The sequence below is a fragment of the Clostridium punense genome, from assembly GCF_017874425.1.
GTDB lineage: Bacteria > Bacillota > Clostridia > Clostridiales > Clostridiaceae > Clostridium_J > Clostridium_J punense.
This window is the reverse complement of record NZ_JAGGLL010000036.1, coordinates 11,654-36,264: the sequence shown is the minus strand read 5'-3', so window position 1 is coordinate 36,264 and position 24,611 is coordinate 11,654. Positions and strand designations below refer to the sequence as shown.

The following is a 24,611-nucleotide window of genomic DNA, read 5'->3' as shown; positions in this document are numbered from 1 at the left end:
GTGAAGAGCTTTATTAATACAATAAATAAAGTTCCTACTCAAACCATAGACAGGCTATGCATTAGAATGTAGAAACTTTATTAAAACATATATATGTTTGATATTGAGGTTCTGAATTCAAATTCACCTATTTATCTAAAGCAACCATGGCAATTCAAGCACTCAATATCAGCACTAGTTAGTGGTTATAGCACATATTCATTAAATCCTATAATTGATTTTGAGTACTTATGTGAAGACCCCGAACTATAGAATAACTGGTTAATAAATAAAAAACGATGTATTAATGCATCGTTTTTTATTTATTGCTATAATACTTCGTTTAATAATATTATTCTTTTTATTATTTAATAGTAATGTTACTGTACATTTAATTACTAAGAAAAGCACAATAACCTCACTAATTTCGGCAATCAATGTCCATTTTTCTCTTCAGCTCTACGTTGCAATACCTAACGTGTATTAAAGCTTTCTAGCCTTAAACACAAAGGAAAGTGGCAGCATTTGTGCTTTTTTTATTTTACGAGAAACTTCCTCTATTTTATTTAATATATCACTATGAGTTTGTTCAACCATTTGTTCAATAACAAACCCTGCTTTTGATAAAGCATTGATGTATGTTGAAACTTTACGGCTACATAGTAATGCTGTACTCTCCCCAGGCATAGGCTGTGTAAACCAAGCTTCATCAAAGTAAGACCTTCCAAATAGCAGTTTATCTTCATCTATGCTAACACAGCTATGCAAAGGATGCTGCCAACTAAAAATGAAAATACCGTCTTTTTTTAAATATGAAGCAATTTTTACAAAGGTATTTTCAAGATCGGTTGTCCATCCAATAGCATAAATTGAATATACAAAATCAAAGTAATCCTTAGGTATACCACATTCCTCTTCCATGGGTGAGCATATTAATTTAGCGGTATAATTATTTTCCCTTAAATACTTCTTTGCATTTTCAAGCTGACTGCTGGACATATCCAAGCCCCATAACTCAGCTGCACCATGGTCTCCTTGATATTTTAGAGAATGTCCACTGCCACAGCCAATTTCAAGTAATTTAGCTCCTTTTACATTTCCAAATAAATTCAACTCCTCCTCTGTAGCAAAGAGAGTTCCGTATTGTGGTAGTGCTGTAACTCCAAACCACTGATCTGTATTTGTATTCCAATAATCTTTATTTACTTCATGTATTTTTTCATTATTCATCTGTTCTCCCCATTTCCCTAAAACAAGTGTCTATATTAATACCAATAATCCACTTTAACCAATTTTTTTATATAGTGTTCAGTACTTTAACTTAGGTAACTACAGTAAACATTTATAGCATCTATATCTTTCATAAATCTCAAACCCTGCTGATAAAGCTGAGTTTAGTTCCTCAGTAGAACCTTCATTAATAAAATATATAATTTCCTTTACTGTACCAAATTCATTATATAATTCCATTAACATTTCATTGATTAAAATACCTATAAAGTGTTTATCTTCATATTCTTTATCAATGAATAATCCAAAAATCTCTGACATACCTTTTCTTGCCCTAACAAAGATGCTTCCGTGAATCTTTCCCTGTTCCCTAAGAGCAAATACTCTAAAAAGCTCCATATCCTTCTTAAGGTTTTTGCTATTATAGTACATTCCTGAAGGAACCGCATGTTCATCATGAAATATAGCATATTCATCAAAATTACTCTCTGTAATTCTTTCTACTGAAGGGTGCTTTTCTCTTATATCACTCTTTAAGTTATACAATTTGGTAACAGTACTAGCTTCAATGCACTGAATACTTTTTCCTTCAAAGTATTCCCTTGCATTTTCATTGGTATCAGGAAACCCTATAAATAGTTCATACCCAGGTAATTGTATGCTTACATAGCTAATTAGTGCCTCTGCAATGTCCTCATAATAATCTTTTATTAGGAATAAGGTTGTTTGTGCATACTTTTCACTTTCCTCCCAGAAGTAGCAACAAACCCCGTACAGCTCATTGTCCTTATAATAAGCTACTATAGATTTTTCATCTTCATTTATAGTTCTTTGGAGATATTTTTTAACTTCCTCTAATGATTTCCTTCTAGGATAACTAGCATAGAAATCATCTTGACTGAGCTTCCATACAAAATCAAGTATCTCTTCAACTTTATTAATTACTTTTATCATTTCTCATACCCCATTTACTCTCAAACTTTAATTAACTAACTAACCCTATTTATAGAAAACCAAGATGAAAATTCAAATTATCTAAAAATCACCTTGGTTTCCTTAAGTTCTTTCCCCATGGAAAGAGTTGGCTTTCTTCTTCAAACCCTATAATTTTTAATTTAGTGTGCTAGTTTTAGAAACCCTAATTAGAAATTACTTTAGTTTCTTCCCTCTAACTTCTGAGCTACAATAACAAACCTATGCTCTGTGCTTTCAATAAATCCTTGTTTTTCAACAAGTTGCTGCAAGTCACATAATTGTTTAAAGCAACTTTTAACAGAGAAATTGGGAAACTCCCACTGAATAATCTTTGCAAAATAAACTAGTGCTCCCACATCAAAAAACTTTAATTTTGGGAAATGCTCATGTGACTTTAGAATTGCAAATCCTTTGTTTTTTAATAGCTCTACATTGCTCTTTAATGTATGGTCACTACTTATATCCTCTTTAAACTCGCTAAGTAAAAATCTTGATAACTCCTTATTATTAAGCCCTCCAACCTGCTGGGTAATGAATACTCCATTAGGTTTTAATATACGGTACACTTCACTTATATCAAAAGCTTCATGCCTATTTATTATTATGTGAAACATCTCATCTTCAAAGGGTAAATAGCTATCATCAAAGACTTGTCTAATATCAATTCCTAGTGGCTTTAGTGTATTTTTACAAAGCTGAAAATTAGGTGGATAGGCTTCTGTCGCAAAGGTATTATAATAAGGATGGTTAAGAGTTAATAAATATTCTCCACCACCTGTTCCCATATCTAACAACTTAGAATTAGGCTTTAAATACTTCCTAACTATTTTGTCATAGTCCCAAGGTAAAGCTTCCTCTGATGTCCTATCATCAATATAGGAAAAATCCCATCCTTTAAAACTATGTTGTTCTTCTCTTATCCAATATTCTTTTAATTTTATATAATTCATGCAATCGCCCTCTTTTCATAATTTTTAGGCATTTGAAAATAAATAACAAGTCAAAGATGTGAAGGATGTTTTGAGTTCACAAGCAAGCTTGTGCAGACAAGGAAACAGGTTCCGCAGATAGTGGGGCTATCTAAGGGTTCTGTTGACGCAGTATAACACAAAATAGACAAACATACTGACTTATTTATTTTTTGAAAATGCCTTATTGATAAAAAGCAGTGCAGTTCACTGATAACAAGTTATTACTTCTCGATACAATCTGTCATCAGATTATCTCAACTGCACCGAGTAGTTACTGTCCTTAATTCTCCTCATTAAACCCACTTCCTTAAATATAATATTAAGTGTTTCTACCAATGTTATTACTTGTGATTTCTTAATATCTCTTTTATTATTTCAATCTTGAGTAAAGATTGTTTTAAATTATCATAGTTATATTTTACCATGTAAATATTGTAATAACATACTATAAAATACAAACCACTCCCCTTAATAATAAAAAACTTATGACCGGACTTTTTTCACAATAATCTTTAGTTGGCCTTAATCTATAAATTACCCCCAAATGTTTTTGTTCTAATCTTCATCCCTAAATCATTTATAGTATTATATAGATAAACATGCTCAACTTTAGCAACGCTTTGGAATCTTAAAGCCTGCCATGTTCTTTAAGTAACAGTTGCTTAGCTAAGGTAAGTAGTTTTCTAGGCAATCCAAATCTGCTTGGAAAGTTCTTTATTAAAGTCAAAGTTGTTAACCAAAATGAACTTACCTATTTTTGATGGAACCAAGGTATGTGTAACATATAACTTAAGCGTTCATGTAATTACCAATGGAAATAAATAGCTACTAATTAATAAGTTTTAAGGAAAGGATTTGAACTATGAAAAGCTCATCACAATCTATAAATAAAGATTTATTAAAATATATGGAGCAGTTAAAGGTTCACGGCTTATCTGCTCTTATAGTTAAGAATAACCATATCCTTTGGCATACTGCTTTAGGAAGTGCTCAGGAAAACACTATTTTTAGAGTGGCTTCAATTTCAAAAACTGTTATTACAACTGCTTTAATGCAGCTATTTGAAAAAGGACTATTCAAACTAGAGGATGATATTAGTGATTACCTTGATCTTAAAATAAGAAACCCAAAGTATCCTCATATTCCTATTAACTTTATTCATCTTTTTACTCATACCTCTGGTCTAACTGAAGTTGGGGATGATTACTTTTATGATAATATCCATGACCCTAAACTAAAGTATCTGTCCCAGCTAGTTTGTACAGATGGTGATTTTTATAGAGATGAAATTTGGGCAAACTATGCTCCAGGTGACTTTTATGATTACTCAAATATTGGTTACACTATCTTAGGTTGTTTAATAGAAAAAATCTCTGGTATGGCTTTTAATGATTATTGTATTGAGCACATTTTTAAACCACTAGGTATGGAGAATTCTAGCTTTGATGTTACCAAATTAAAACACCTTGAAAATCTAACACCAATATATAGGTTTGATGAATCTATGGATTCTCATTGTATATCCTTTGATGATTATAGTTCAATTTCATCTAAAGCCTTTGATTATAGTGACCCACGAACTCTTGGAAATTGCATTAAGTTTTCTCCTGCTGGTGGTCTTAGGACTCCCCTTTTAGACTTGTCTAAATTTATGAGAACCCATATGAATATGGGTGAGTATGAAGGGATAAGAATCCTCTCTCCTAAAACTGCTGGGTTAATGCAAAAAATTTATTGGGAAGGAAAAACAGTATCAGGTAAGGATAAAAAAATAGGACTTTGCTTCTACCCTAATGAGAACCTATATCCTAACTGTTCCTTCACTGGTCATTCGGGAGATGCCTATGGAATCTTAAGTGGCATGTTCTTTAATAAAGACTTTGATTTTGGAATTATATTTGTTGAAAACGGTGGGATTCAATATAAAGAAGACGGTCATTCATTATTTAAAATTGAAGAGCTTTGTTATGGGCGTATTTTGAGGGAGTTTTTAACTTAAAAATAAGTGTCACTTTCCATTGTAGGTAAGTGACACTTTTAATTTATTATTTAATTATGAGGTTTTGGGATCATTAAAAATAATCTGTAAAAATGTGTGGCTTAAGTGTTTATATCTTTTCATAAATAGTAATTCCATCCCTAGAAATTTGCTTCTTAATCTCTTCATTCAAGGAATCTAAAAAAACTATATCACAGGAATAAACTCCAATAATACCGTTTATTTCCTCCACTATTGTCCCTCGCCCTTCATCTAAGTAATCAATACATAAATCTATATCAGAATTTATGCTTTCATTTCCTTTAGCTCTAGAGCCAAATAAAATTACCTTCTTAACCTTAGGATTAATTTCAAAGTAGTGTAGCAATTCATCATATACCTTGCTATTAATTCCATACATAATATCACTTCATTTCATTTGAAATATTATTTAATAATTCCTCTAAAGCGGAGATATATTCATTGATAATTTTCCCTTTAATCTTTTCATAGTCTTCCTCATCATATATATGAGCTGTAGCATTCCTTGATAATAATATATTATTCCATACATCAATATCCTTTATCAAACCTTCCTTAAAGGCTTGCTTATAACATCCTCTTGGATTATTTATTTCCAAACCAGAAGCCTTGAAAATTTTTGATAACAACTTCCAAGTTAAATCTTCTAAAGTCTCATATTTTTTAATTATAGAATCCCTATAAACTTCCTTAGTAACCTCATCTGGATTTTCTATTTCACTAAAATTGTTTACTATATTTTTTAAATGCATTAACATTTTGAAGGTGTAGTTATAAGTTAAAGTTATTGCTTCATCGTATTTATCTAGTATTCCACTCAAATTAAAACTCCCCTTTCTTATCTCTATTATTGCCTAAATTTATGAGGACTTTTCCTTGAAAGTAAAACCATATAGAAAAATTATAGCATTTTTATTTATGTTCAACCACATTTTATTTAACTCCTATGAATTATTAAACAATTAATTAAAAAATTTAAAGCCTTACCAGATGAATATAAAAATAACATTAAAGCTCTACCTGAAGAAACTATTGAAGTTATTGACACTGAAATTTTCGCCCTAGAAAACTTAGAAGATATAAAACAATACTTTCCTAAGTAAAAATCATATATTTTAATCTATAAAATGATGAAAATAGGAACATCCAGTGATTTACGTAATTCAAAACACTGGGTGTTCCCTTATTATTCCTATGAAATGTCATAGATGATTGAATGCCTTTTTCTATAGGGTTTATCTTTTCATAACGTCTTCCTTATAAACCTTCTTTACCTTACCAAGGCTATCATCATCAGGATTATCGTATTGGATATCGAACCAATATTCCTTGCCTTCAACTAGCTCTTCATATTGCTCACTAGTCATTGTAAAAGTACCATTCTTAGGTTCCCCACCCTGGAAGCCAAAGTATTTTAAATAAAACTTATCATTTTCTTTCACCTTATGGGCATATGGTGTATTATACTTCTTGCTCCTATTTATTATCTCAATATCATCTATTTTTACAACCTTTGTACCACTTGTGTACATTCCTGTTATTTTTCCCTTCCCAAAAGCCAAATTACCAATTACAAATAACCCTGCCAATAATGCTATTGATATAAAGAGTAATTTAAACCTATCTCTTGATACTGCTCTCATTTTCCTATCCCCTTTAACCATTTATAAATTATATTCTTCATTTAAAGTATTCCTTAACTGCTAAATAAGTTAATAACCTATCTTCCCAAAATACTCTTAAGAAATTTCATCTTTGCGTTTCTTAGTTTAAAAATATCATGGTTTGAAGCATATAATCCCATAAAAATAAATGAAATGCCCACCCCTGCTGTAAATCCTTCAATCACATGAGGTAATAAACTAAATCTTGAAGATATTAAAAATATGCCATTAAAAACTAACCCAATGGATATATACTTATTAAGTTTATTCACGCCCCAACCTCCCAACATATTGATATAATTACATTATATACTAACTGTTTTATAAATTATACCTTGTTTTCACAATTTTCACACCATTGTTCTCTAATAAGTTAAAAACTTAAAAATGGTTTTATAAAAATCAATAAATTAAACAATTCTATGGTGTAACATAATTTAACAACTATCGTTTATTAAGTGAAGGGGGTGGGGCTGCTATGGGGAATGATGATTTTGAAGTTTTATATAGAAAATATAATAATGAGCTTTATATCTATGCTCTTTCTTTATGTAAGAATCATCATTTAGCTCAAGATTTAGTAAGCGAAACCTTCTTTAAAGCACTGTTATCTATAGAGATTAGTGAAGTGTATATTAAGTACTGGCTATTTAGGGTATGTAAAAATCTTTTTTTAGATCACTTAAAGAAAAATAGCAGATTGGAAGATTTGGAAGGCACCTTAAGTAAACTTTCAGCAGAAGATAATACCTTAGATAAAATTATCCTTAATGAGGATAGAAGAAAAATTTATTATGAGGTTTTAAATTTACAGCCCTCTTATAAGGAAATAGTTATTTTGTACTATTACTGCAACCTTTCCTTAAAAGAAATCTCGGAAGTTTCTGGAGTTTCTCAAGGTGCTGCTAGAACACTACTATTTAGAGCTAGAAAGAAATTAAAAGAATTTTTAGAGGAGGATTTATAATGAGCTTTAAAGATTTGTTAGATAAATATAAAAATGGAACTGCTTCTGAAGAAGAAATCGTCCTAGTTGAAGAGGAATTGCAAAAGTATGAAGTAATCTCTGATTATTTATCTGAGGGTTATGATATAGATTTTGAAAATCACAGTTTAAACCTAATTGATAATACGGACACCACTTCAGTAAAGAGAACTGTTAATAAAAAGCTGAGAAAAACCATATTGTCTTCTGTAATTATAGTATTTTCAATTCTATTTACTACTAATTATATAATTTCTCCACTGGTAAGTAGTTTCTACTATAATCCCTCTCAAAAGTCAGTGGCTAAATATCAGGATGATTTATATTTTGATTTGAAAGCTATTACTGAGCTGAATCTACCTGGCTATGCAATTAATACAGTTCACTCCCAAAATCTTGGCTTTGGTAAATATGATATCTATTTTGAAAGGGTCAATTTATTTAATAAAGAAACTAAAAATACAAATACAACTATTAAAAGAAATTTACAAAATGGTGATAGTTTTCATGATTTTTTCCCCATTAACTATATGGAGTTTTTAGATATTGCCCCCGATGATCGTAATAGGAGCAGTGTTGAATACCGAAGGAATGAGCGAAATGAAGAGCTTATTAATTATATTAAGGAGCTAAATCCTAGATCTTATGTGTCTTCCTATGTAATACTTCAAGGGGACATAACAGCAAAAGATTTTGATGAATTAAGAAAGAAGTACAACGATAAAGTAACTTTTAGATGGGCAGCAGTTCGCACTGCCCCTTATGGCACCCATAATGAATATTTATCTGGGTTTAATCCTAACCTTAATGATGGTTCAGTTACAGGAGATAGTGTAGACAAAGTTAAGTATCCTTATTTGCAGCTAGTGGATTATATGAAAGATGGAATTGATAGCGGCACCTTCAATGGTTCTTTTGAGGAAGCCTATACTAAGCATTTTATTTCCCTATTAAAATATGCTAATGATAGAAAAAAGGCAGTTATAGCCTTGGATGGTGGTAATAAAATTGAATCACAATACTATAAAAATGCCTTAAACTATGTGGAAAGTAATGGAGTAAACATTTATGGACTTTTAATTCATGGAGAGGCAAGCGAATTGCTTAAGTTTTTAGATAATGAAAAAATAAAAACTATAGAAATAAAAGGTGTGCTTGCTTCTAAATATGTAAACTAGCTATTCTGCATCTCAACTATATCGAGCTTATGCCAATCCACTGGAAAAGCAGCTTAAATATAACTTCTAGAATCAAATGCAATTACTCTAAATTAAGAAGGTGCTAAGCAGGTTATTGAAAACCTTCTTAGCACCTTTTATATGGAAAATTAACTTAGGCATTTTCAAAAATAAATAAGTCAGTATGTTTGTCTATTTTTTGTTATACTGTGTCAACAGAACCCTTAGATAGCTCTACTATCTGCGGAACCTGTTTCCTTGTCTGCACAAGCTTGCTTGTGAACTAAAAATATCCTTCACATCTTTGACTTGTTATTTATTTTCAAATACCTTAAAAAGTTAATGAGCTTTTTGAAAATCAGTATTATTGTTGTATTGAAGCCAGTTTGCAATATTCTTAAGTATCTTCACTGCCTTCAGTAATAATCTCTACTTTTCTAAACCCTTGCGGTATTCTTCTAACTCCTTGTCGTTAGCAAGAACAAAATGCCCTCCCTCAATTTCTGCCCAATAAGGTGAATTTTTAGCATAATCATGACAGCTTGGATCATAGATTTCTATTTCTTTATTTCTTTCTACTCTTGGATCTGGTAGAGGTATGGCAGAAAGCAAGGCTCTTGTGTAAGGATGAAGAGGATTTTCAAAGAGCTTTTCTGTTTCTGCAAGCTCTACTATCCTGCCCTTATGGATTACTGCAATTCTGTCAGTGATAAATCTTACTACTGCCAAATCATGAGCTATAAATAAATAAGTTAACCCCTTATCTCTTTGCAAGTCTGAGAGTAGATTTAAAACCTGAGCACGGATGGATACATCAAGAGCTGAAATAGGCTCATCTGCAATGACAAGCTCTGGTTCCATAGCAAGAACTCTGGCTATGCCGATACGTTGGCGTTGTCCTCCTGAAAATTCATGAGGAAACCTACTTGCAAATTCAGGTAATAGCCCTACATCTAATAAGGCTTTTTCTACTCTTGCCTTCCTATCAGCTTCATCCTTATAACACTTTAAGTTATAAAGCCCCTCCGATACTATATAATCTACCTTTGCCCTTTCATTTAAAGAAGCCATAGGGTCTTGAAATATCATCTGAATTTTTCTTGTAACTTCCTTATCAAGCTTTGAGCTAATTTTTCCATTTATCTTTTCACCCTTAAAAAGAATGGTTCCATTACTTGTTTCATTTATTCTTACAATAGCCCTTCCGATGGTAGTTTTTCCTGAACCTGATTCTCCTACAAGCCCAAAGGTTTCCCCTTTATAAATCTTAAAGCTTACATCATTTACTGCGGTGAAGGGCTTTTTCTTATCCCCAAATTTAACTATTAGATCTTTTACCTCTAACAGTACTTCCTTTTCTTGTTTCTTAACATCAGTGTTATTTACAGCCTTATTATCTTTAAATTCTATGCCTTTCTCCAAGTTTGTAGCTACAATTTCTTCATTTTTTATCTTTCCACTATAGCTTTTCTTGGTTAATCCACTACCTAAGTTGTTTATATCTATAGCCTCTTCGTTTTTTGTTCCCCTATTATTAGTCATGTTTTTGTTAGCACCATTATCTTCAAAGACTTTAGGTCTCTTATTATTCTTACTTTTTCTCTTGCCCATCTATTATTCCCTCCCCCATTGCTCTCTTAAGGATTTAATTAATTCTGGCGGTTCAAGCTTTGGTGCTCTAGGGTCTAATAGCCAAGTTTTTGCCTTGTGAGTTGGACTTATTTGAAAATAAGGTGGTCTTTCCACAAAATCAATTTTAAGTGCTTTTGGATTTCTAGGTGCAAAGGCATCTCCTTTTATTTCATTAAACAAGTTTGGTGGAGTTCCTTTTATAGAATAAAGTGGCTGCCCTTTAATTCCTAGTTGCGGAAGAGAAGAAAGCAATGCCCAAGTATAAGGATGCTGAGGGTTATAAAACACCTCTTCAGAAGTTCCAATTTCCACAATATCCCCTGCATACATAACAGCAATTCTATCTGCCACCTTCGCAACTACTCCTAAATCATGGGTTATATATACTATTGTTAGCTTATACTTTCCCTGGAGCTTTTTAAGTAGCTGTAGTATTTGGGCCTGTATGGTTACATCTAAAGCTGTGGTGGGCTCATCACAAATTAAAATCTTTGGATTACAAGCAACTGCTACTGCAATTACTACCCTTTGACGCATTCCCCCTGAGAATTCATGAGGATACTGGTCATATCTTTCCTCTGGGTTATAAATTCCTACATCCTTTAGAATTTCAATCACCACTTTTTTAGCTTCCTCACCCTTTAAACCTTGGTGAAGTTCCACAGATTCTTGAACCTGACTTCCTATGGTTCTAAGAGGATTTAAGGAAGTCATTGGGTCTTGAAATACCATTGCAATTTCTTTTCCCCTTACTTTCACCCACTGTTTTTCTGTTTTAAACTTTGATAAATCTTCTTCCTTGTAAATAATACTTCCTGACTCTATCCATCCGTTTCCATCTAAAAGCCCCATAAAGGATTTTGTAAACACTGATTTTCCAGAACCAGATTCTCCAACTATAGCCAGACTTTCTCCCTGAATTAAATCAAGAGAAGCTTCCCTTATAGCTGTAAGTACTCTTCCACGAAGATTAAATTTTATCACTAAATCTTTCACTGATAAGATTATTTTTTCTTCCATAAGGCACCTCCTAAACATGGTTTCTTGGGTCTGCTGCATCTGCAAAGGCATTCCCTAGAATGTAGAAGGATATGGTAACTATAGAAAGCACTATGGCTGGGAATATAAGTTGATACCTTAAAGAAGGTGACATCATTATAAGTCTTCCTTCATTAATTAAATTTCCTAAAGATGGTGTATCTAAAGGTAATCCAAGACCTATATAAGTTAAAAACACCTCATAGCCTATAGCCCCTGGTATTGCAAGGGCAATTCTAAGCATTATTACAGAAACTAGATAAGGAAGTAAGTTCTTTAAAATAATCCTATAGGTTGGAGTTCCAAGACATCTGGATGCTAGATTATATTCTCTATCCCTAATTATTATAATTTGATTACGGATAAATCTAGCCATACCTACCCAACTGGTCATACATATGGCAAAAATTAAAGTAGAAATACTTGGCCTTAAAATATAAGCAAGCAAAACTAAAAGTATAGTAGTTGGAATATTATCTATAACATTATAAATTTGAGTGATGAACTTATCTAGACTTCTCACATATCCCCATAAAGCTCCTACAAAAATTCCAATGATGGCTTCGCAAACTCCCACAGCTACCCCAATAAATAAGGATGTACGAGTTCCACTCCAAATACGAGACCATAAATCTTGCCCAATGGAGTTTGTTCCGAACCAAAACTCACCATTAGGGGCTTGATTTCTAAGCTGTACCCCTGAAGCATTGGTGTAAATTTCTGTTGGAACCTTCTGATTTGGAAGGTAGGGTTGAATTACAGTAAAAACAACTATGACAAACATCAAAATCAACAAAATAGCAGCAGTTCTATTTTTTAAAAACACCTGCCAAGTAGAACGCCAGTAAGAGTAATTGGAGTACCCTGTACGTTCTGCTGCATCTGCATCATATTCTGCAAATTCAAATAAGGAATCATTAATGCCATCAGCAGTTTTATCAAACTTCTTACTCATTATCTTGCCCCCTCCTTCTTCTCAAGTTTAATACGTGGGTCTACTATAGCCATCATGATATCCCCAAGGAAAAGCCCCAAAATGCTTATCACTGCAAATATCAAAACTAAAGCTTGCACTAGTGGATTATCCTGCCTTTGAATAGCATCAACCAATAAGCCCCCCATACCTGGAATAGAATATAATGATTCGATATATAGTGACCCTGAGATAGTTAAAAGTAAGGAGGAAGGTAAGTACTGAGCCATGGGAATAAAAGCATTTCTCATAACATGCTTAAACATAATTACTGTGCTAGTTAATCCCTTTGCCCTTGCAAGTCTTATATAATCTTTATTTAACTCATCTACCATATATCTACGCATCCACATAGCATAACCTGCAGTGCTTCCAAGGGACATAGATACAAGAGGAAGTATCCAACTGGCAGGATTATTCTTATTAAACAGCATTGGTAGGTTTAAACCATCTGTTACATATAACTGAAGGAACAAGAAATAAACAGCTGCAGGTACAGCATTGATAAATACTATATACCCTGTACCAATCTTGTCCCAAAATTTCTTTTTACTTCTTGCCATCATTACCCCTAGGGATAAGCCGCAAGTTAAAGATAAAGCCATTGCCCCTACTCCGAAAGCTATAGAATAAGGAAGTTTTGTTTTAATAATTTCTCCTACAGGAACCTTAGGGCGATATTTTATAGATTCTCCTAAATCTCCTTTAGCTAGATTTATATAAAACTTTCCAAGTTGAACAGGTAGTGGATCTCTAAGACCCATGTTAGTTAAAATTATCTCTTTTTGCTCTGTATCTAGTTTATCGTAATTTCCTGAGAAGTAGCCTTCCTCAGGCATTAATCGCATTAAAAGAAATACCGCACTGATTACTATAAATAGTGTAAATATAGATTGGCCAACTTTTTTGCATAGGTATTTTAACATTACATCAACTCCCTTTGTTAGAGGTTGTATTGGTTAAGGCATCTGAAAATAAATAACAAGTCCAAGATGTGAAGGATGTTTTGTGATAGACAAGAAAACAGGTTCCGCAGATAGTGGGGCTATCTAAGGGCTCTGTTGACGCAGTATATCACGAAATAGACGAGCAGATTGACTTATTTATTTTTTGAAGATGCCTAAGAAGCAAGGATTACCCTTTGCAATCCTTGCTCTTATAAATTTTTTAAAATCTTTACATATCTTAATAAAGCTTCTTCTAACCATTGAGAACATGAAGAAGGTATTTGCCTCATATTGAACTTTCCATTGGCTTTCTATGATTTTGGAATGTGTATAGTAATATTATCCTTAGAAATCCAACTTAAAATTTTTACTAAATTCAGCTATTAATCTGCCTAGATTTTTCTAATACTTTTACAGCCTTTTACTCTGCTGATTTAAGAGCTTTAGCACGCTCTTTTTCCCACTCTTCAAATTTCTTTTTATAAGTTTCAGTGTTCATTGCTTTATCCATGATAACCATGCCCTTGAACTTATAGTTAGATACTCCAAAAGGTGCATATTCAGAAGTGAATGGATCAAGTTTTGAAGCCATAAAGCCACCGCCACCAAGTCCATAAGGAACTACGAAGGCTTCATTGATTAAGAAAGCCTCAGCTTTTGCAAAGCCTTCATAACGTTTTTTAATATCAAGGGTTTCAGCTTTTGCAGCATTTACTAAATTCTCATATTTACTCTTCCCATTAGCCTCTGCATAACCTTCTGCCATGTGTGGCCAACAGTAATTGCTGTCTGGTGTGAATGGGTCTGTATAAGTTTCTGGGTCTAAGTAGTCTGGGCCCCAGTTAACCTCCATGAATGCAAAGTTACCTGCACGTCTTGTTCCATTTAAGAATCCTGTTGGCTGATGTGGTAGTAAAACTATATCAATATAATCTTTTCCTAAAGCCTTTTCCATTTGCTGTTCTACTACTTGAGCACGGTTAGTCCATTCAGTAGAACCTGTGTTATATGGCATTAAAACTTTTACTGGGAAGGTTGCTTTACCTTTTAACTCTTCCATAGCCTTAGTTTTGTACTCTAGGGCAGCCTTTGTATCAAAGGAATCCTTCTCAGAAATTTTCTTTAAGTCTCCAAGTTTTGTGTAATCTGTTCCCTTTAAGCTTACAAAGTTCCTTGGAGTTATTGTATTGCTTAATCTTCTTTCTGGCTCATAGGGTTCAGAAGTTAACATTGCTGCCTTCTTATCTAAAGCTGCTGCTAAAGATTTACGGAAGTTAACGTTATTAACAACTCTCTTCCAGTTATCTGGTTCATATTCTGGTGCAAACTTTGGATTAAAGTTAAAGGCATAGAAGAAAGAATAAAAACTAGTACTAGCAGGCCTTACTTGCTCTTTCTTTGTAGCATCCTTCATCCACTCATCTATAGAAGAAGATGGCACAGAAGTGTCTGTGATTTCACCACGTAAATAAAGTTCTGGTGATAGGGTTGCTGCTTCTTTATTATAGATGTAGTTTAACTTCTTAATGTAAACATGATCCTTATCCCAATAATTTTCATTAGCTACAAACTCTCTCTTACTTTGTGGCTCATAGGTTTGTAGAATATAAGCTCCGTTATATAGAATTTTTGTATTATCTGTTCCAAACTTATCTCCTGTTTCTTCTAAGAACTTACCATTTGCAGGCATAAAGCAAACGTAAGTAACCATAGATAAGAAATAAGGTTTTGGAGTTTCTAAGGTGTACTCCACAGTGTATTTATCTTTAGCCTTAATTCCAACTTGTGAAAAGTCAGTAAGTTCCCCTTTAAAAAACTTTTCTCCATTTTTTAAAGCTCCATAAGCAATATTAGCTGTGCTTGAGTTGTTTTTGGAATTAAGTACATACTTCATTCCGTCCACAAAATCTTGTGCTGTAACTTCAGCATATTCCTTACCATCGTTGGTATACCATTTAACTCCTTCACGTAACTTAAAGGTCCAGGTGAGTCCATCTTCTGATACCTTCCATTCCTTTGCTAAAGAAGGTTGAACAACTCCATTTTTATCATATTCAACTAAGCAATCAACCACATTGGCCGCAGCTGCAAATTCATTTTCACTAGCAGTCACTAAGTAGTTTAATGTGGTGTACTCTCCTGAATAAACCGTTGAATAATCTGCACTGGTTGGAGTTTTACCTTTGCCGCAACCAGATAGTAACATTGTAGCAACCATTACTAATGCTATTAACTTCCTTTTCATGAGTCCCCGTTACATAAAATCTACTAAAATCTACTGTTTAGAGATTTTTTCCTTATTCACCGCAACCTATTTTATCATAAGACTACTCCAGTTTGTATGTTGCTCCAAAGGCTTAAATTCCTGTGTAACGAACAGTACATATCAGCATTATCTTTTTTATTGATACTATGCTGATTCCTTGTATCTTGAAAGATTTATTGATGCATTTTTATCCCTATCAATGTTGCTATTGCAGGATGGACAGGTAAAAACTCTATCTTTAAGTTTTAAATCTTTCTTTATTGTTCCACAACAAGAACAGGTTTTGCTTGAAGGATAAAACCTATCTGCTTTAACAAATTCAATGCCATTAAATTTACTTTTGTATTCTAAAATATTCATAAACTTATGGAAACATTGTTCGCTAATAGCTTTTGATAGGTGTTTATTTTTAAGCATACCTTTTACATTTAAATCTTCAACAACTATTCTGCTTGGCTTGGTTTTCACTATTGCAGTTGTTGTTTGATGAATATGATTTAAACGTATATTAGAAAGCCTTCTTTGAATAAGTTTTATTTCTCTTTCTAGTTTTTTTATATTATTAGTTTTAGTAAACTTATAACGGTTTTCACCTTCCTTTCCTATTTGAATTTTACCTTTTTCATATTTTCTTGAAACTTGTCTTTGTTTTCTTTTTAATTTCTTTTTTAGTCTTTTAACTTCTTTAGTTTTATTAATATTTTTAAAGGGCTTATCTATATTTGAAACTATTGCTAAATCTTTAAGTCCAAGATCCACACCTATTGATATACCTGTATTTTCAGGTATAGGTTCCTTTTTCTCAACGCCTACAGATATATACCAAAACTTCCCGTCAAAACTTATTCTGGGATTGGTATATTTAATATCCATTGGTATCTGCTCTGCGGTCTTAATCCAGCCTACCTTTTCAATCAATACTAAGTTCTCTTTTACTTTTAATTTATGTGTATCATTATAAAATGATGGTTTGCTTTTCCTTCTACTCTTAAATTTGGGCTTATCCGCTAACCCCTTAAAGAAGTTTTTATAAGCATTGCAACCGTCTTTTACAGCCTGTTTTGCAACATTATTAGATACCCCATTGAGCCAACTAAGCTCTGATTTCTTTAAGATGGTTAATTCTTTTCTCAAATCTTCATCTTTTATAAACTTGCCACCATTTTTATAATTTTCTTCTTGTGTTGCAAGTGTCCAGTTATATATATACCTTGCCGTTCCTACTGATTGCCATAATTTTTCTTCTTGCTCTAGGTTAGGGATAATTCTAACTTTCTTCGCTAGTATCATTTTCTAACAACTCCTTAATCATTTTCTTGGCTTTATATACTTTCTTGATTAATTTGTTGCTCAGAATAATAGCGGTGTCCACCTTCTGTTATATGGTGTGGTTTTAAATTCCCTCCATTATCCCATAGTCTTAAAGGTTGAATGATTCTTCCTACTAACTTTGAGAATTGAACAATTGTATAATATTTCATGCTATCACCTCTTTATACATATTATGACAGCATAAAATTAATAATATTCAAAGGTATTTTATTAAGATTTAGTAGTTATATTTAAGCTGTTGCTCCCCTCCCTGTAATTTCCATTAATTTATTTTAATGAGTCCATAAAAATAAATGAGGCTCAAATAAAAACCTATAGTAAAGACAAATATACTTGTTTACCACATGATATTATCGCAGAATACAAAATATGTATAAAACATTAATATTTTATACTTTCTTAAAACTTCACTTTAAAACTGTCTCCTGTGGTTATTTAGAAATTTTAAAATCATGAAAATAATTCTTATCTTGTAAATTTATGGTATAATATAGTCAGGAGTAAACTTAAATATGGTCTTATGGTGAATTTCCTAAGACTTCTTACTATAAATTAAAAAAATCCTAATCTCATATAAATTAATAGATAATTTAATATTTTTTTCTTAAATATACTGTATAAGTATTCAATATTGGTTAAAATGCTACTCTTTAGGAGGAATGTAAAATATGAAAGCTAGAAACTTAATAATTCATAATGCTCCTGAGACTTTTTTGGATGGCTTCTTCAACAACACAGTATTACTGAAGAATAAAAGTTTAATAGAACTAAAATGCAATGTAGATACCTATGAAAATGAGGGCACCTATACCTCTAATATTATTGAAACTTCCCCCTTTGAATATTTAATTTTATCCTGGAATGCAAGCACTCCCAAGGATACTAGAGTAAAAATTTGGGGAAGAGTTTTTGTAAAAGGCACTTGGAGTCATTGGCTCTCCTTTGGGACTTGGGCTACAACTAGTGATAGGTTTAGTAGTGCAACGGATATTTCAGATAACCTGGCCTCCATTAGTACGGATACCCTAAAGGTTAAGGGGGATGGTATTACAGCTACTGCTTTTCAATACAAAATAGAATTCTTCTCTGAGGATGGAAAAGCAACTCCCTCTTTAAGCCTTGTAGCTGCTACAATAAAAAACACTTTAAAAGGTGAGAGCATTCCTACAGTTTATGAAGATAATTTTAGGCCAGAGGTAATAACTCACTATGAAGGAATTCTTCCTGTATACCCTTACTCCCAAATGACAAAGGATCCCAAAATTGCTTCAGTGATGTGTAGCGCAACTAGTACGTCCATGGTATTGAAATATCACAGAGTAGATATAACCCCTGAAGAAGTAGCCTTTGGTCTCTATGATTCTCACTATGAAGGCTTTGGTAACTGGGTATTTAACACTGCCTATATATCAACCTTTGGATTTGAGTCCTATGTTGCCTACTTTAACTCAGTGGAGGATTTGAAAAGAGAATTAATAAAAGGAAATCCTGTAATTGTAAGTGTTAGATATAAAAGACCAGATTGTGATAAAAACCTTCCTGTTATAAGCAATGGTGCCTGCTCTTCTACCTTTGGACATATCATTGTAGTAAAGGGTTTTGTCGTAGAAGGTAACAAGGAATATGTAGTAGTAAATGACCCTGGGGCTAAAAATGAAGAAGGTGTATCTCTAAAATATGCTCTTGAAGAATTTCTTCCTGCTTGGAGTGGAAGAGTTGCTTACGTAGTTCATCAAAAGGGTCCTATAAAACCTTCGCCAGAAAGAACTAAGGTAAATTTCGTCCCTACTGAAGTGAAAAAAGAAGTAAGTGAAACCATATATTCAGAGTATAAACTCTTTATTGAAAAGGAAGAAATTAATCTTAAAGATAGTAGTCCTTGTAGCATTATGTTTAAGAAGAAGAAGGAAAATAGATTTAAGCATTACCTGAAGGTGGAAGAGGTTTTAGGTGATACCTTAGACTTTAAAGAAGAGCATAATTCTTCCCTTTGGATTTCTCATAATCATATTACTGACTGTTGTGGTCTAAATCACGACCAAGAAATTTATGACTTTAGAATTGTTTGCAAAAATGGATTGACTTATGATGGAAAATTGAATATTAGTTAGGCTATAAGAAAAAGAAGGTAAATTAATTTTACCTTCTTTTTGTTATACCTTATGGATAAAAATAAAACTACACCTCAAACAATCTTATATCTCTTAAACATACAGTTAAGTCATTGAAGATATTAACTTTCACCTCGTCCTCAAAGGAAAAAACACTCTCTTTCCCTTTAAAACAAACAGTAATAGTCTTATCAAAATAATCTAATATCCAATATTCCTTAACACCCTTAGCTATATATAGTTCTTTTTTTATAATATTATCCATTTTTACAGAACTAGGGCTTACTATTTCACACACAAAGTCTGGAATTGCTACAATACTATTACCTACAAGCTCAAATTTATTATCACAGACAACGAATAAATCTGGCACAAGAGGTTTTTTTAAATCAGCTATGTTTACAGGACTTTCAGGATTAGCTAAGCATAAGTCAGTTTTATCAGGAAACAACTCACAGCTTTTACCCTCTAAATAATTGGCTATCCTGGTAAATATCTTTTTATATACCACTCCATGATTTGGATGAGGAGATGGACTCATATATTTTATACCATTTATCCATTCTACAGTTATATTATCATCGTGATAATCTAAATTAGGCATTAATTATACACTTCCCTTCCTGCTTTTTATAGATTATAACTTTCAAGGTTATAGCGTGTTTTTACTGTTATAGTAATTCTATAACATACTTCATAATTTCATTATTATACTTATTATTATAACATAATCTTTAAAATATAATTTCTTACTTTTTAAAATTAGACTTCTAATATAAAATTTAAAAGGCAGAGCCTAAGCTCTGCCCCATATATTAAATAACGAACAAATCTCTTTTGTTTATCCACTTTCAAAAGAGATTTACCTCCTCCATAAACTTGTTTAAGCACTAAAAATAATGGGATAATTATCCTTACAAAAGTCGTTAAACTGCTGGGAAAGCTGGATAGTATAAATCAAATAGGAGCAATAACCTAGCTTGTCCATTTTGAGTTAGTGACTCATCTATATCTACTTGTCCTATAGAATTTGATACTATTACTATTTCTGAGTTTGGTGGAATTGTCCTTGTTTGTCCTGTATCTCCTGATATTATTATAGTTATTGGAAATGCAGAAAGGTTTCTTGCTATGATAGTTCCAAAAGGGAATATATCAGCACTATCTTGACAACGTATAAAACGTGTAGCAGTGTAGATAGTTTGTGGTCCTGTTTGAGCTAAATTCCTTGTAAAGTTTACTGCAAATTGTTCATGAATTAAAGCACAGTCTCCACCCCCATTAGCTGCTGGGCCAGCATAGGTGACTACCTCACTGTTAAATGGAGTATTAGAAAATCTATAACTATCCTGATACCCACAAGCATTGCGATAGTCTGAATTATTAAGGCTTGTTCCTGCGAATCCGTTCATATATTGCACCTCTTTAAATTTTTTTGGGACTCCATACTGCTTGTCCCTTATATATCATATTCCTAAGGGAATGTATGTGTGCATATTTTTTTAAATTTCATCAAAGTGCTCCTTATCATAAGCTTTCCACGATCACTGTTCCATAAACACTTTGTAACCTAAATTTATAATTAACACGACCTACTCTTATTAACAACTTTGGAAGCAGATTTACACCGAACAAACTGTATTTGTTACACCAACGCAACTTACCTCGGCTGAGCAACTGCAAGTCTGCTAAGCAGACACCTTAGAAGTTGGCAGATTTGAAGTTTCCAAAATGTTGTTAAACATCTACTATTGACACATAAATTTAATCAGTATATACTGTATATATAGTTTATATACAGTATATACTTTCATAAAGGAGCTAGCTATGAATATTATTATTTCTAATTCATCCGGTGAACCAATATATGAACAAATAACTAGTCAAATAAAGGGTGCTATCATGAAAGGGGACATTACTGCTGGAGAATTACTTCCTTCAATACGTCTCCTAGCAAAAGAGCTTCAAATCAGTGTTATCACAACGAAACGTGCCTATGAAGAGCTTGAAAAAGAGGGCTTTATTGAAACTGTACCTGGGAAAGGATCCTATGTATCGGGGCAGAATCAAGAATTACTAAAAGAAAAAAGGCTAAAAGAATTGGAAAACAAATTAATTGAAGTAATTACAGAAAGCAAATTAATGGGACTAACCCTTTCAGAGGTTGAAGAAATGCTTAGACTACTATTTAACGAATAGAATTTCAACTTCAGATACTAAGGCTTGTTTGGATTACATAAAATTTTTCCTAAAGGAGGAATCGCCATGGAAAATATATTAGAAATTAAGAATTTGAATAAATCCTATGAAGGATTTTCCTTAAAAGATGTGAGTTTTTCTCTAAAACCTGGTTTTGTCATGGGCTTTATAGGTCCTAATGGTGCAGGAAAAAGCACAACTATCAAACTTATAATGAATTTAGTAAAAAAGGATAGCGGTACTATTAACATCTTTGGTAAAGACAATATAGATAATGAAAAAGAAATAAAGTCTAAAATTGGTTTTGTGTATGATGAAAATTACTACTATGAAGATTTGACTATTAAGGATATGAAAAACATTTTATCACCCTTTTATAAGAATTGGGATAATAAAATCTTTGATAAATATATAAAGGAATTTAAATTGCCTTCTAGCAAAAAAATCAAAGACCTTTCTAAGGGAATGAAGATGAAATTTTCCCTAGCCATTGCTCTATCCCATAAAGCTGAGCTTATTATAATGGATGAGCCTACTGCAGGATTAGATCCAGTGTTTAGAAGTGAACTTCTAGATATTCTCTATGGAATAATCCAAGATGAAAATGTAAGCATCTTCTTTTCTACTCATATCACAAATGATTTAGAGAAAATAGCAGATTATATAACTTTTATAAATAATGGGGAGATTGTATTCTCTCAACCAAAGGATAAAGTTTTAGAGGATTATGCTATTATCAAAGGCAAAAAGGAACTTTTAGATTCTGATATTCGAAAGGAATTCATTGCAATTCGTGAAAATAGTTTTGGCTTTGAGGGTCTAACAAACAGTAATAATATAAAAAAGCAATTTAATGGAGAGGTCATAATTGAAAGACCTTCCTTAGAGGATATCATGGTTTACACAGTAAGGAGGGATGCCTAATGTATAATTTAATTCTTAAAGAATTTCTAGTGCAAAAGAAAATGTTGCTTTTTGGATTTATCTATGTAATCTTTGCAGCCTATGCTTTTCAAGGCATAGTTCCTAATGGAGGTGCCGTATATACTCTTGCTCCCTTTGCTGTAGTTTATATTCTAATTTACTATTCTTGTGGCTATGATGATAAAAATAAGACCTACATTATATTTAACAGCCTTCCAATAAAGCGTCAAGATATTGTGATTGCGAAATATCTTGCTATTTTTGCTTTTGCAACTTATGGTATTGCTTGCTCTGTACTTCTAGGTTCCATAGGCTTTTATATTGGACTTCCAAACTTTGAAAGACTTATTTCCATAGAGGATATTGCATTTGTTATCACTGGTGGCGCTTTGTTTGCATCTATCTTTTATCCTCTTTACTTTAAATTTGGAATAATTAAAATGAAAGTTGCAAATATAATACTGTTTATGGCTTTTATGTTTATCCCTAGTTTTATAGGTGATTATGCTAATTCTCATCCTAATAGTGCTATAGCTAAAAATATTCAAGAATTACTTTTAAACACACCTTCACTAGTGTCTAAAGCTCTTTTAGTTATTATAGTTCTCATCATTTTTCTTGTTTCCATGTTAATTTCTATGAGAATATACAAAAGTAAGGATTTTGAATAAACTATATAGCGAAGATTGGTTAACGCTTACCTTTAATTGAATACCTAGCATTTTCACAGGGTAAATGATAATCCTAAATAATATGAAAGCCATACATAAGTAGAGTTAAATCTCTATTATGCATGGCTTTATCAATATTAGTCTCATAAATACTCATTGTATTTCTGGCACTCAAGTGTTCTTACGAGTAAATATCTGCAAATTCAATATGTATTTTTTCTATCCTTCTCTCAGCTGAAATAGCTACTTCTGCAACTTTACTATCTTCAATGATCCTCGTAGGAATTTCTATAATAAACTCACTTCCAATACCTAACTTACTCTTTGCATATATTTTTCCTCCATGCATTTCAATGATGGATTTAGATAAGAAAAGTCCTATTCCGCTTCCTTCAGCTTGTCTTCTTAAGGATGAATCTACCTGGCTAAAAATATCAAATATTTTCTCTAACATTTCTTCAGGCATACCACTACCATTGTCTTTTACAGCTATAACTATACTTTCCTCTAGGTTTTTGATATATACCTCGATAATTCCTCCAGAGTCTGTGAACTTAATAGAATTAGATAGTAAGTTAAGTATAACTCTCTCAATTTTTTCAGAATCTGTAGCTATAATCTTTTCTTCTATTTCTGTATCAAAAATAATGTTTATTTGCTTTGCTTGGGCAAACTCTACAACTGATAGTGTAATATCTTCAATAGTTTTTACTATATCATTATTGGTTAAGTTTAACTTAAAGAAACCTATTTCTATTTTGTTCATATCTATAAAATTATTGATTAGTCTTAACAGTCTATAACAATTTTGCCTCATAGTCTTTAAGTATTTATTTAGTGGTCTACAATACTTACAGTTTTCTTGTTCTTTATGTATGTTTTCTATTAACTGTATTGCTCCAAATATTATATTTAGTGGTGTTTTTAGTTCATGAGAAATAATTGAAAATAATTCTGTTTTTAGCTCAGCATAGTTTTTAGCTTCCTCATTAGCCTTTTTTAAGTCATAAATATACTTATCTTTTTCTTTAAGTTCATTAATAAGCTGCTCTTTTGTTAAGTACTCATAATTTACCATACACATATCCCCCTTTTCAGGAATCAAGACTAGAGCTTATTCTGCAAGTAAGCCTACCTTAAATCCTTTAGGACTTCCCGAAATGAACATAATTAAGTATACCTTTAGAAGTCCTTAACTCAATCCCCATGGTGAGTTAAATATTAATACTTTTTTCTAAGCGCCACTTTTGTAAGAAGTAACTTTATAAACTTAGATAATCCTTACTCAATCCTATTGTTAACAAATTATCGAAAATTATCTGTTGCCAATATTTATTATACACTAGTATTTTGTTACTTTAAAGCTTATTTTTACTAAAATATTTGAAAATAATCTATTTATTTACATATTAATCATGATAAATATGTTTAATAATTATGATATTTACTATATATTTATTTTAAGTCACTTTATGTAACCCTTTTCAAGTTGCACAATTGCCTTTTATAGGGTTCA

Annotated in this window: 25 protein-coding genes; 8 read left to right on the top strand and 17 right to left on the bottom strand. The window is 32.1% G+C overall.

Features of this window, described 5'->3' with window-relative positions:
* Positions 1-462: 462 nt before the first annotated feature.
* The 3 genes from J2Z44_RS17575 to J2Z44_RS17565 form a co-directional block, all read right to left on the bottom strand.
* Complete coding sequence (locus J2Z44_RS17575) at positions 463-1,209, bottom strand: class I SAM-dependent methyltransferase (protein ID WP_209649887.1); 747 nt, start codon at positions 1,207-1,209, stop codon at positions 463-465.
* Positions 1,210-1,308: 99 nt separating this feature from the next.
* On the bottom strand, positions 1,309-2,163 hold the full coding sequence (locus tag J2Z44_RS17570) for a lipocalin/fatty acid-binding family protein (RefSeq protein WP_021283097.1): 855 nt from the start codon (positions 2,161-2,163) through the stop codon (positions 1,309-1,311).
* Positions 2,164-2,363: 200 nt separating this feature from the next.
* Positions 2,364-3,134: a class I SAM-dependent methyltransferase gene (locus J2Z44_RS17565; protein WP_021283096.1), complete on the bottom strand. Its 771-nt coding sequence runs from the start codon at positions 3,132-3,134 to the stop codon at positions 2,364-2,366.
* Positions 3,135-4,017: 883 nt separating this feature from the next.
* On the opposite strand from J2Z44_RS17565, the gene J2Z44_RS17560 reads away from it, so the two are divergent.
* Positions 4,018-5,154 (top strand): serine hydrolase domain-containing protein, encoded by a 1,137-nt coding sequence (locus tag J2Z44_RS17560; protein WP_021283771.1) that lies wholly within the window; start codon positions 4,018-4,020, stop codon positions 5,152-5,154.
* A 109-nt stretch (positions 5,155-5,263) separates the two neighbouring features.
* On the opposite strand, the gene J2Z44_RS17555 is transcribed toward J2Z44_RS17560, so the two are convergent.
* On the bottom strand, positions 5,264-5,554 hold the full coding sequence (locus tag J2Z44_RS17555) for a nucleotidyltransferase domain-containing protein (protein ID WP_021283770.1): 291 nt from the start codon (positions 5,552-5,554) through the stop codon (positions 5,264-5,266).
* A 4-nt stretch (positions 5,555-5,558) separates the two neighbouring features.
* Positions 5,559-5,996 (bottom strand): HI0074 family nucleotidyltransferase substrate-binding subunit, encoded by a 438-nt coding sequence (locus J2Z44_RS17550; RefSeq protein ID WP_021283769.1) that lies wholly within the window; start codon positions 5,994-5,996, stop codon positions 5,559-5,561.
* A gap of 129 nt (positions 5,997-6,125) precedes the next feature.
* Between J2Z44_RS17550 and J2Z44_RS22000 the strand changes: the two genes are divergently transcribed.
* The gene (locus tag J2Z44_RS22000; RefSeq protein WP_342591522.1) at positions 6,126-6,278 is read left to right on the top strand and encodes a DUF4351 domain-containing protein; all 153 of its coding nucleotides are present in this window, start codon (positions 6,126-6,128) and stop codon (positions 6,276-6,278) included.
* 132 nt (positions 6,279-6,410) lie between these two features.
* On the opposite strand, the gene J2Z44_RS17545 is transcribed toward J2Z44_RS22000, so the two are convergent.
* Together J2Z44_RS17545 and J2Z44_RS17540 are read right to left on the bottom strand one after the other, a co-directional pair.
* Positions 6,411-6,818: a hypothetical protein gene (locus tag J2Z44_RS17545; protein WP_021283768.1), complete on the bottom strand. Its 408-nt coding sequence runs from the start codon at positions 6,816-6,818 to the stop codon at positions 6,411-6,413.
* A gap of 77 nt (positions 6,819-6,895) precedes the next feature.
* Positions 6,896-7,111, bottom strand: a complete 216-nt coding sequence (locus tag J2Z44_RS17540) for a hypothetical protein (protein ID WP_021283767.1) — start codon at positions 7,109-7,111, stop codon at positions 6,896-6,898.
* Positions 7,112-7,317: 206 nt separating this feature from the next.
* Here J2Z44_RS17540 and J2Z44_RS17535 point away from each other — a divergent pair, with 206 nt between their 5' ends.
* Both J2Z44_RS17535 and J2Z44_RS17530 read left to right on the top strand, forming a co-directional pair.
* Positions 7,318-7,806 (top strand): RNA polymerase sigma factor, encoded by a 489-nt coding sequence (locus J2Z44_RS17535; RefSeq protein ID WP_021283766.1) that lies wholly within the window; start codon positions 7,318-7,320, stop codon positions 7,804-7,806.
* Positions 7,806-9,002 carry an anti sigma factor C-terminal domain-containing protein gene (locus tag J2Z44_RS17530; protein ID WP_021283765.1) on the top strand — a complete coding sequence of 399 codons (1,197 nt, stop codon included), beginning with the start codon at positions 7,806-7,808 and terminating at the stop codon, positions 9,000-9,002. The genes J2Z44_RS17535 and J2Z44_RS17530 overlap by 1 nt, the downstream gene beginning before the upstream one ends.
* Before the next feature lie 429 nt (positions 9,003-9,431).
* On the opposite strand, the gene J2Z44_RS17525 is transcribed toward J2Z44_RS17530, so the two are convergent.
* The 7 genes from J2Z44_RS17525 to J2Z44_RS17495 form a co-directional block, all read right to left on the bottom strand.
* Positions 9,432-10,613, bottom strand: coding sequence for an ATP-binding cassette domain-containing protein (locus J2Z44_RS17525; protein WP_021285161.1), 1,182 nt, complete (start codon positions 10,611-10,613; stop codon positions 9,432-9,434).
* A gap of 3 nt (positions 10,614-10,616) precedes the next feature.
* Positions 10,617-11,654, bottom strand: a complete 1,038-nt coding sequence (locus tag J2Z44_RS17520; RefSeq protein ID WP_021285162.1) for an ABC transporter ATP-binding protein — start codon at positions 11,652-11,654, stop codon at positions 10,617-10,619.
* A 10-nt stretch (positions 11,655-11,664) separates the two neighbouring features.
* A complete protein-coding gene (locus tag J2Z44_RS17515) occupies positions 11,665-12,627 on the bottom strand; it encodes an ABC transporter permease (RefSeq protein ID WP_021285163.1) in 963 nt (320 codons plus the stop codon).
* Positions 12,627-13,571, bottom strand: coding sequence for an ABC transporter permease (locus J2Z44_RS17510; protein WP_021285164.1), 945 nt, complete (start codon positions 13,569-13,571; stop codon positions 12,627-12,629). The genes J2Z44_RS17515 and J2Z44_RS17510 overlap by 1 nt, the downstream gene beginning before the upstream one ends.
* A 442-nt stretch (positions 13,572-14,013) precedes the next feature.
* Positions 14,014-15,837 (bottom strand): peptide ABC transporter substrate-binding protein, encoded by a 1,824-nt coding sequence (locus tag J2Z44_RS17505; protein ID WP_021285165.1) that lies wholly within the window; start codon positions 15,835-15,837, stop codon positions 14,014-14,016.
* Positions 15,838-16,002: 165 nt separating this feature from the next.
* A complete protein-coding gene (locus tag J2Z44_RS17500) occupies positions 16,003-17,148 on the bottom strand; it encodes an RNA-guided endonuclease InsQ/TnpB family protein (RefSeq protein WP_021285166.1) in 1,146 nt (381 codons plus the stop codon).
* Between the two features lie 32 nt (positions 17,149-17,180).
* Positions 17,181-17,339, bottom strand: coding sequence for a MerR family transcriptional regulator (locus tag J2Z44_RS17495; RefSeq protein ID WP_021285167.1), 159 nt, complete (start codon positions 17,337-17,339; stop codon positions 17,181-17,183).
* A gap of 519 nt (positions 17,340-17,858) precedes the next feature.
* Between J2Z44_RS17495 and J2Z44_RS17490 the strand changes: the two genes are divergently transcribed.
* The gene (locus J2Z44_RS17490; protein ID WP_209649885.1) at positions 17,859-19,301 is read left to right on the top strand and encodes a C39 family peptidase; all 1,443 of its coding nucleotides are present in this window, start codon (positions 17,859-17,861) and stop codon (positions 19,299-19,301) included.
* Between the two features lie 67 nt (positions 19,302-19,368).
* Here the strand turns inward: J2Z44_RS17490 and J2Z44_RS17485 are convergent, their stop codons facing one another.
* On the bottom strand, positions 19,369-19,905 hold the full coding sequence (locus J2Z44_RS17485) for a Uma2 family endonuclease (RefSeq protein ID WP_209649883.1): 537 nt from the start codon (positions 19,903-19,905) through the stop codon (positions 19,369-19,371).
* Between the two features lie 322 nt (positions 19,906-20,227).
* Entirely contained in the window at positions 20,228-20,713 is a 486-nt protein-coding gene (locus J2Z44_RS17480) for a hypothetical protein (protein ID WP_021285170.1), read from the bottom strand.
* A 415-nt stretch (positions 20,714-21,128) separates the two neighbouring features.
* Between J2Z44_RS17480 and J2Z44_RS17475 the strand changes: the two genes are divergently transcribed.
* From J2Z44_RS17475 to J2Z44_RS17465, 3 genes are all read left to right on the top strand, one after another.
* A complete protein-coding gene (locus J2Z44_RS17475) occupies positions 21,129-21,500 on the top strand; it encodes a GntR family transcriptional regulator (RefSeq protein ID WP_021285171.1) in 372 nt (123 codons plus the stop codon).
* Positions 21,501-21,566: 66 nt separating this feature from the next.
* Positions 21,567-22,424, top strand: coding sequence for an ABC transporter ATP-binding protein (locus tag J2Z44_RS17470; protein WP_021285172.1), 858 nt, complete (start codon positions 21,567-21,569; stop codon positions 22,422-22,424).
* The gene (locus tag J2Z44_RS17465; RefSeq protein ID WP_021285173.1) at positions 22,424-23,095 is read left to right on the top strand and encodes an ABC-2 transporter permease; all 672 of its coding nucleotides are present in this window, start codon (positions 22,424-22,426) and stop codon (positions 23,093-23,095) included. Before J2Z44_RS17470 ends, J2Z44_RS17465 begins: the two co-directional genes overlap by 1 nt.
* Before the next feature lie 181 nt (positions 23,096-23,276).
* On the opposite strand, the gene J2Z44_RS17460 is transcribed toward J2Z44_RS17465, so the two are convergent.
* The gene (locus tag J2Z44_RS17460) at positions 23,277-24,173 is read right to left on the bottom strand and encodes a sensor histidine kinase (RefSeq protein WP_021285174.1); all 897 of its coding nucleotides are present in this window, start codon (positions 24,171-24,173) and stop codon (positions 23,277-23,279) included.
* Positions 24,174-24,611: the final 438 nt, after the last annotated feature.

Bases quoted from the DNA above. Each gene is read 5' to 3' on its own strand.
- J2Z44_RS17465 (WP_021285173.1), top strand. From the start codon at position 22,424: ATGTATAATTTAATTCTTAAAGAATTTCTAGTGCAAAAGAAAATGTTG.
- J2Z44_RS17485 (WP_209649883.1), bottom strand. From the start codon at position 19,905: ATGCCTAATTTAGATTATCACGATGATAATATAACTGTAGAATGGATA.
- J2Z44_RS17515 (WP_021285163.1), bottom strand. From the start codon at position 12,627: ATGAGTAAGAAGTTTGATAAAACTGCTGATGGCATTAATGATTCCTTA.
- J2Z44_RS17490 (WP_209649885.1), top strand. From the start codon at position 17,859: ATGAAAGCTAGAAACTTAATAATTCATAATGCTCCTGAGACTTTTTTG.
- J2Z44_RS17500 (WP_021285166.1), bottom strand. From the start codon at position 17,148: ATGATACTAGCGAAGAAAGTTAGAATTATCCCTAACCTAGAGCAAGAA.
- J2Z44_RS17530 (WP_021283765.1), top strand. From the start codon at position 7,806: ATGAGCTTTAAAGATTTGTTAGATAAATATAAAAATGGAACTGCTTCT.
- J2Z44_RS17535 (WP_021283766.1), top strand. From the start codon at position 7,318: ATGGGGAATGATGATTTTGAAGTTTTATATAGAAAATATAATAATGAG.
- J2Z44_RS17475 (WP_021285171.1), top strand. From the start codon at position 21,129: ATGAATATTATTATTTCTAATTCATCCGGTGAACCAATATATGAACAA.
- J2Z44_RS17480 (WP_021285170.1), bottom strand. From the start codon at position 20,713: ATGAACGGATTCGCAGGAACAAGCCTTAATAATTCAGACTATCGCAAT.
- J2Z44_RS17575 (WP_209649887.1), bottom strand. From the start codon at position 1,209: ATGAATAATGAAAAAATACATGAAGTAAATAAAGATTATTGGAATACA.
- J2Z44_RS17520 (WP_021285162.1), bottom strand. From the start codon at position 11,654: ATGGAAGAAAAAATAATCTTATCAGTGAAAGATTTAGTGATAAAATTT.
- J2Z44_RS17565 (WP_021283096.1), bottom strand. From the start codon at position 3,134: ATGAATTATATAAAATTAAAAGAATATTGGATAAGAGAAGAACAACAT.
- J2Z44_RS17555 (WP_021283770.1), bottom strand. From the start codon at position 5,554: ATGTATGGAATTAATAGCAAGGTATATGATGAATTGCTACACTACTTT.
- J2Z44_RS17495 (WP_021285167.1), bottom strand. From the start codon at position 17,339: ATGAAATATTATACAATTGTTCAATTCTCAAAGTTAGTAGGAAGAATC.
- J2Z44_RS17560 (WP_021283771.1), top strand. From the start codon at position 4,018: ATGAAAAGCTCATCACAATCTATAAATAAAGATTTATTAAAATATATG.
- J2Z44_RS17510 (WP_021285164.1), bottom strand. From the start codon at position 13,571: ATGTTAAAATACCTATGCAAAAAAGTTGGCCAATCTATATTTACACTA.
- J2Z44_RS17460 (WP_021285174.1), bottom strand. From the start codon at position 24,173: ATGGTAAATTATGAGTACTTAACAAAAGAGCAGCTTATTAATGAACTT.
- J2Z44_RS17470 (WP_021285172.1), top strand. From the start codon at position 21,567: ATGGAAAATATATTAGAAATTAAGAATTTGAATAAATCCTATGAAGGA.
- J2Z44_RS17505 (WP_021285165.1), bottom strand. From the start codon at position 15,837: ATGAAAAGGAAGTTAATAGCATTAGTAATGGTTGCTACAATGTTACTA.
- J2Z44_RS17545 (WP_021283768.1), bottom strand. From the start codon at position 6,818: ATGAGAGCAGTATCAAGAGATAGGTTTAAATTACTCTTTATATCAATA.
- J2Z44_RS17570 (WP_021283097.1), bottom strand. From the start codon at position 2,163: ATGATAAAAGTAATTAATAAAGTTGAAGAGATACTTGATTTTGTATGG.
- J2Z44_RS17525 (WP_021285161.1), bottom strand. From the start codon at position 10,613: ATGGGCAAGAGAAAAAGTAAGAATAATAAGAGACCTAAAGTCTTTGAA.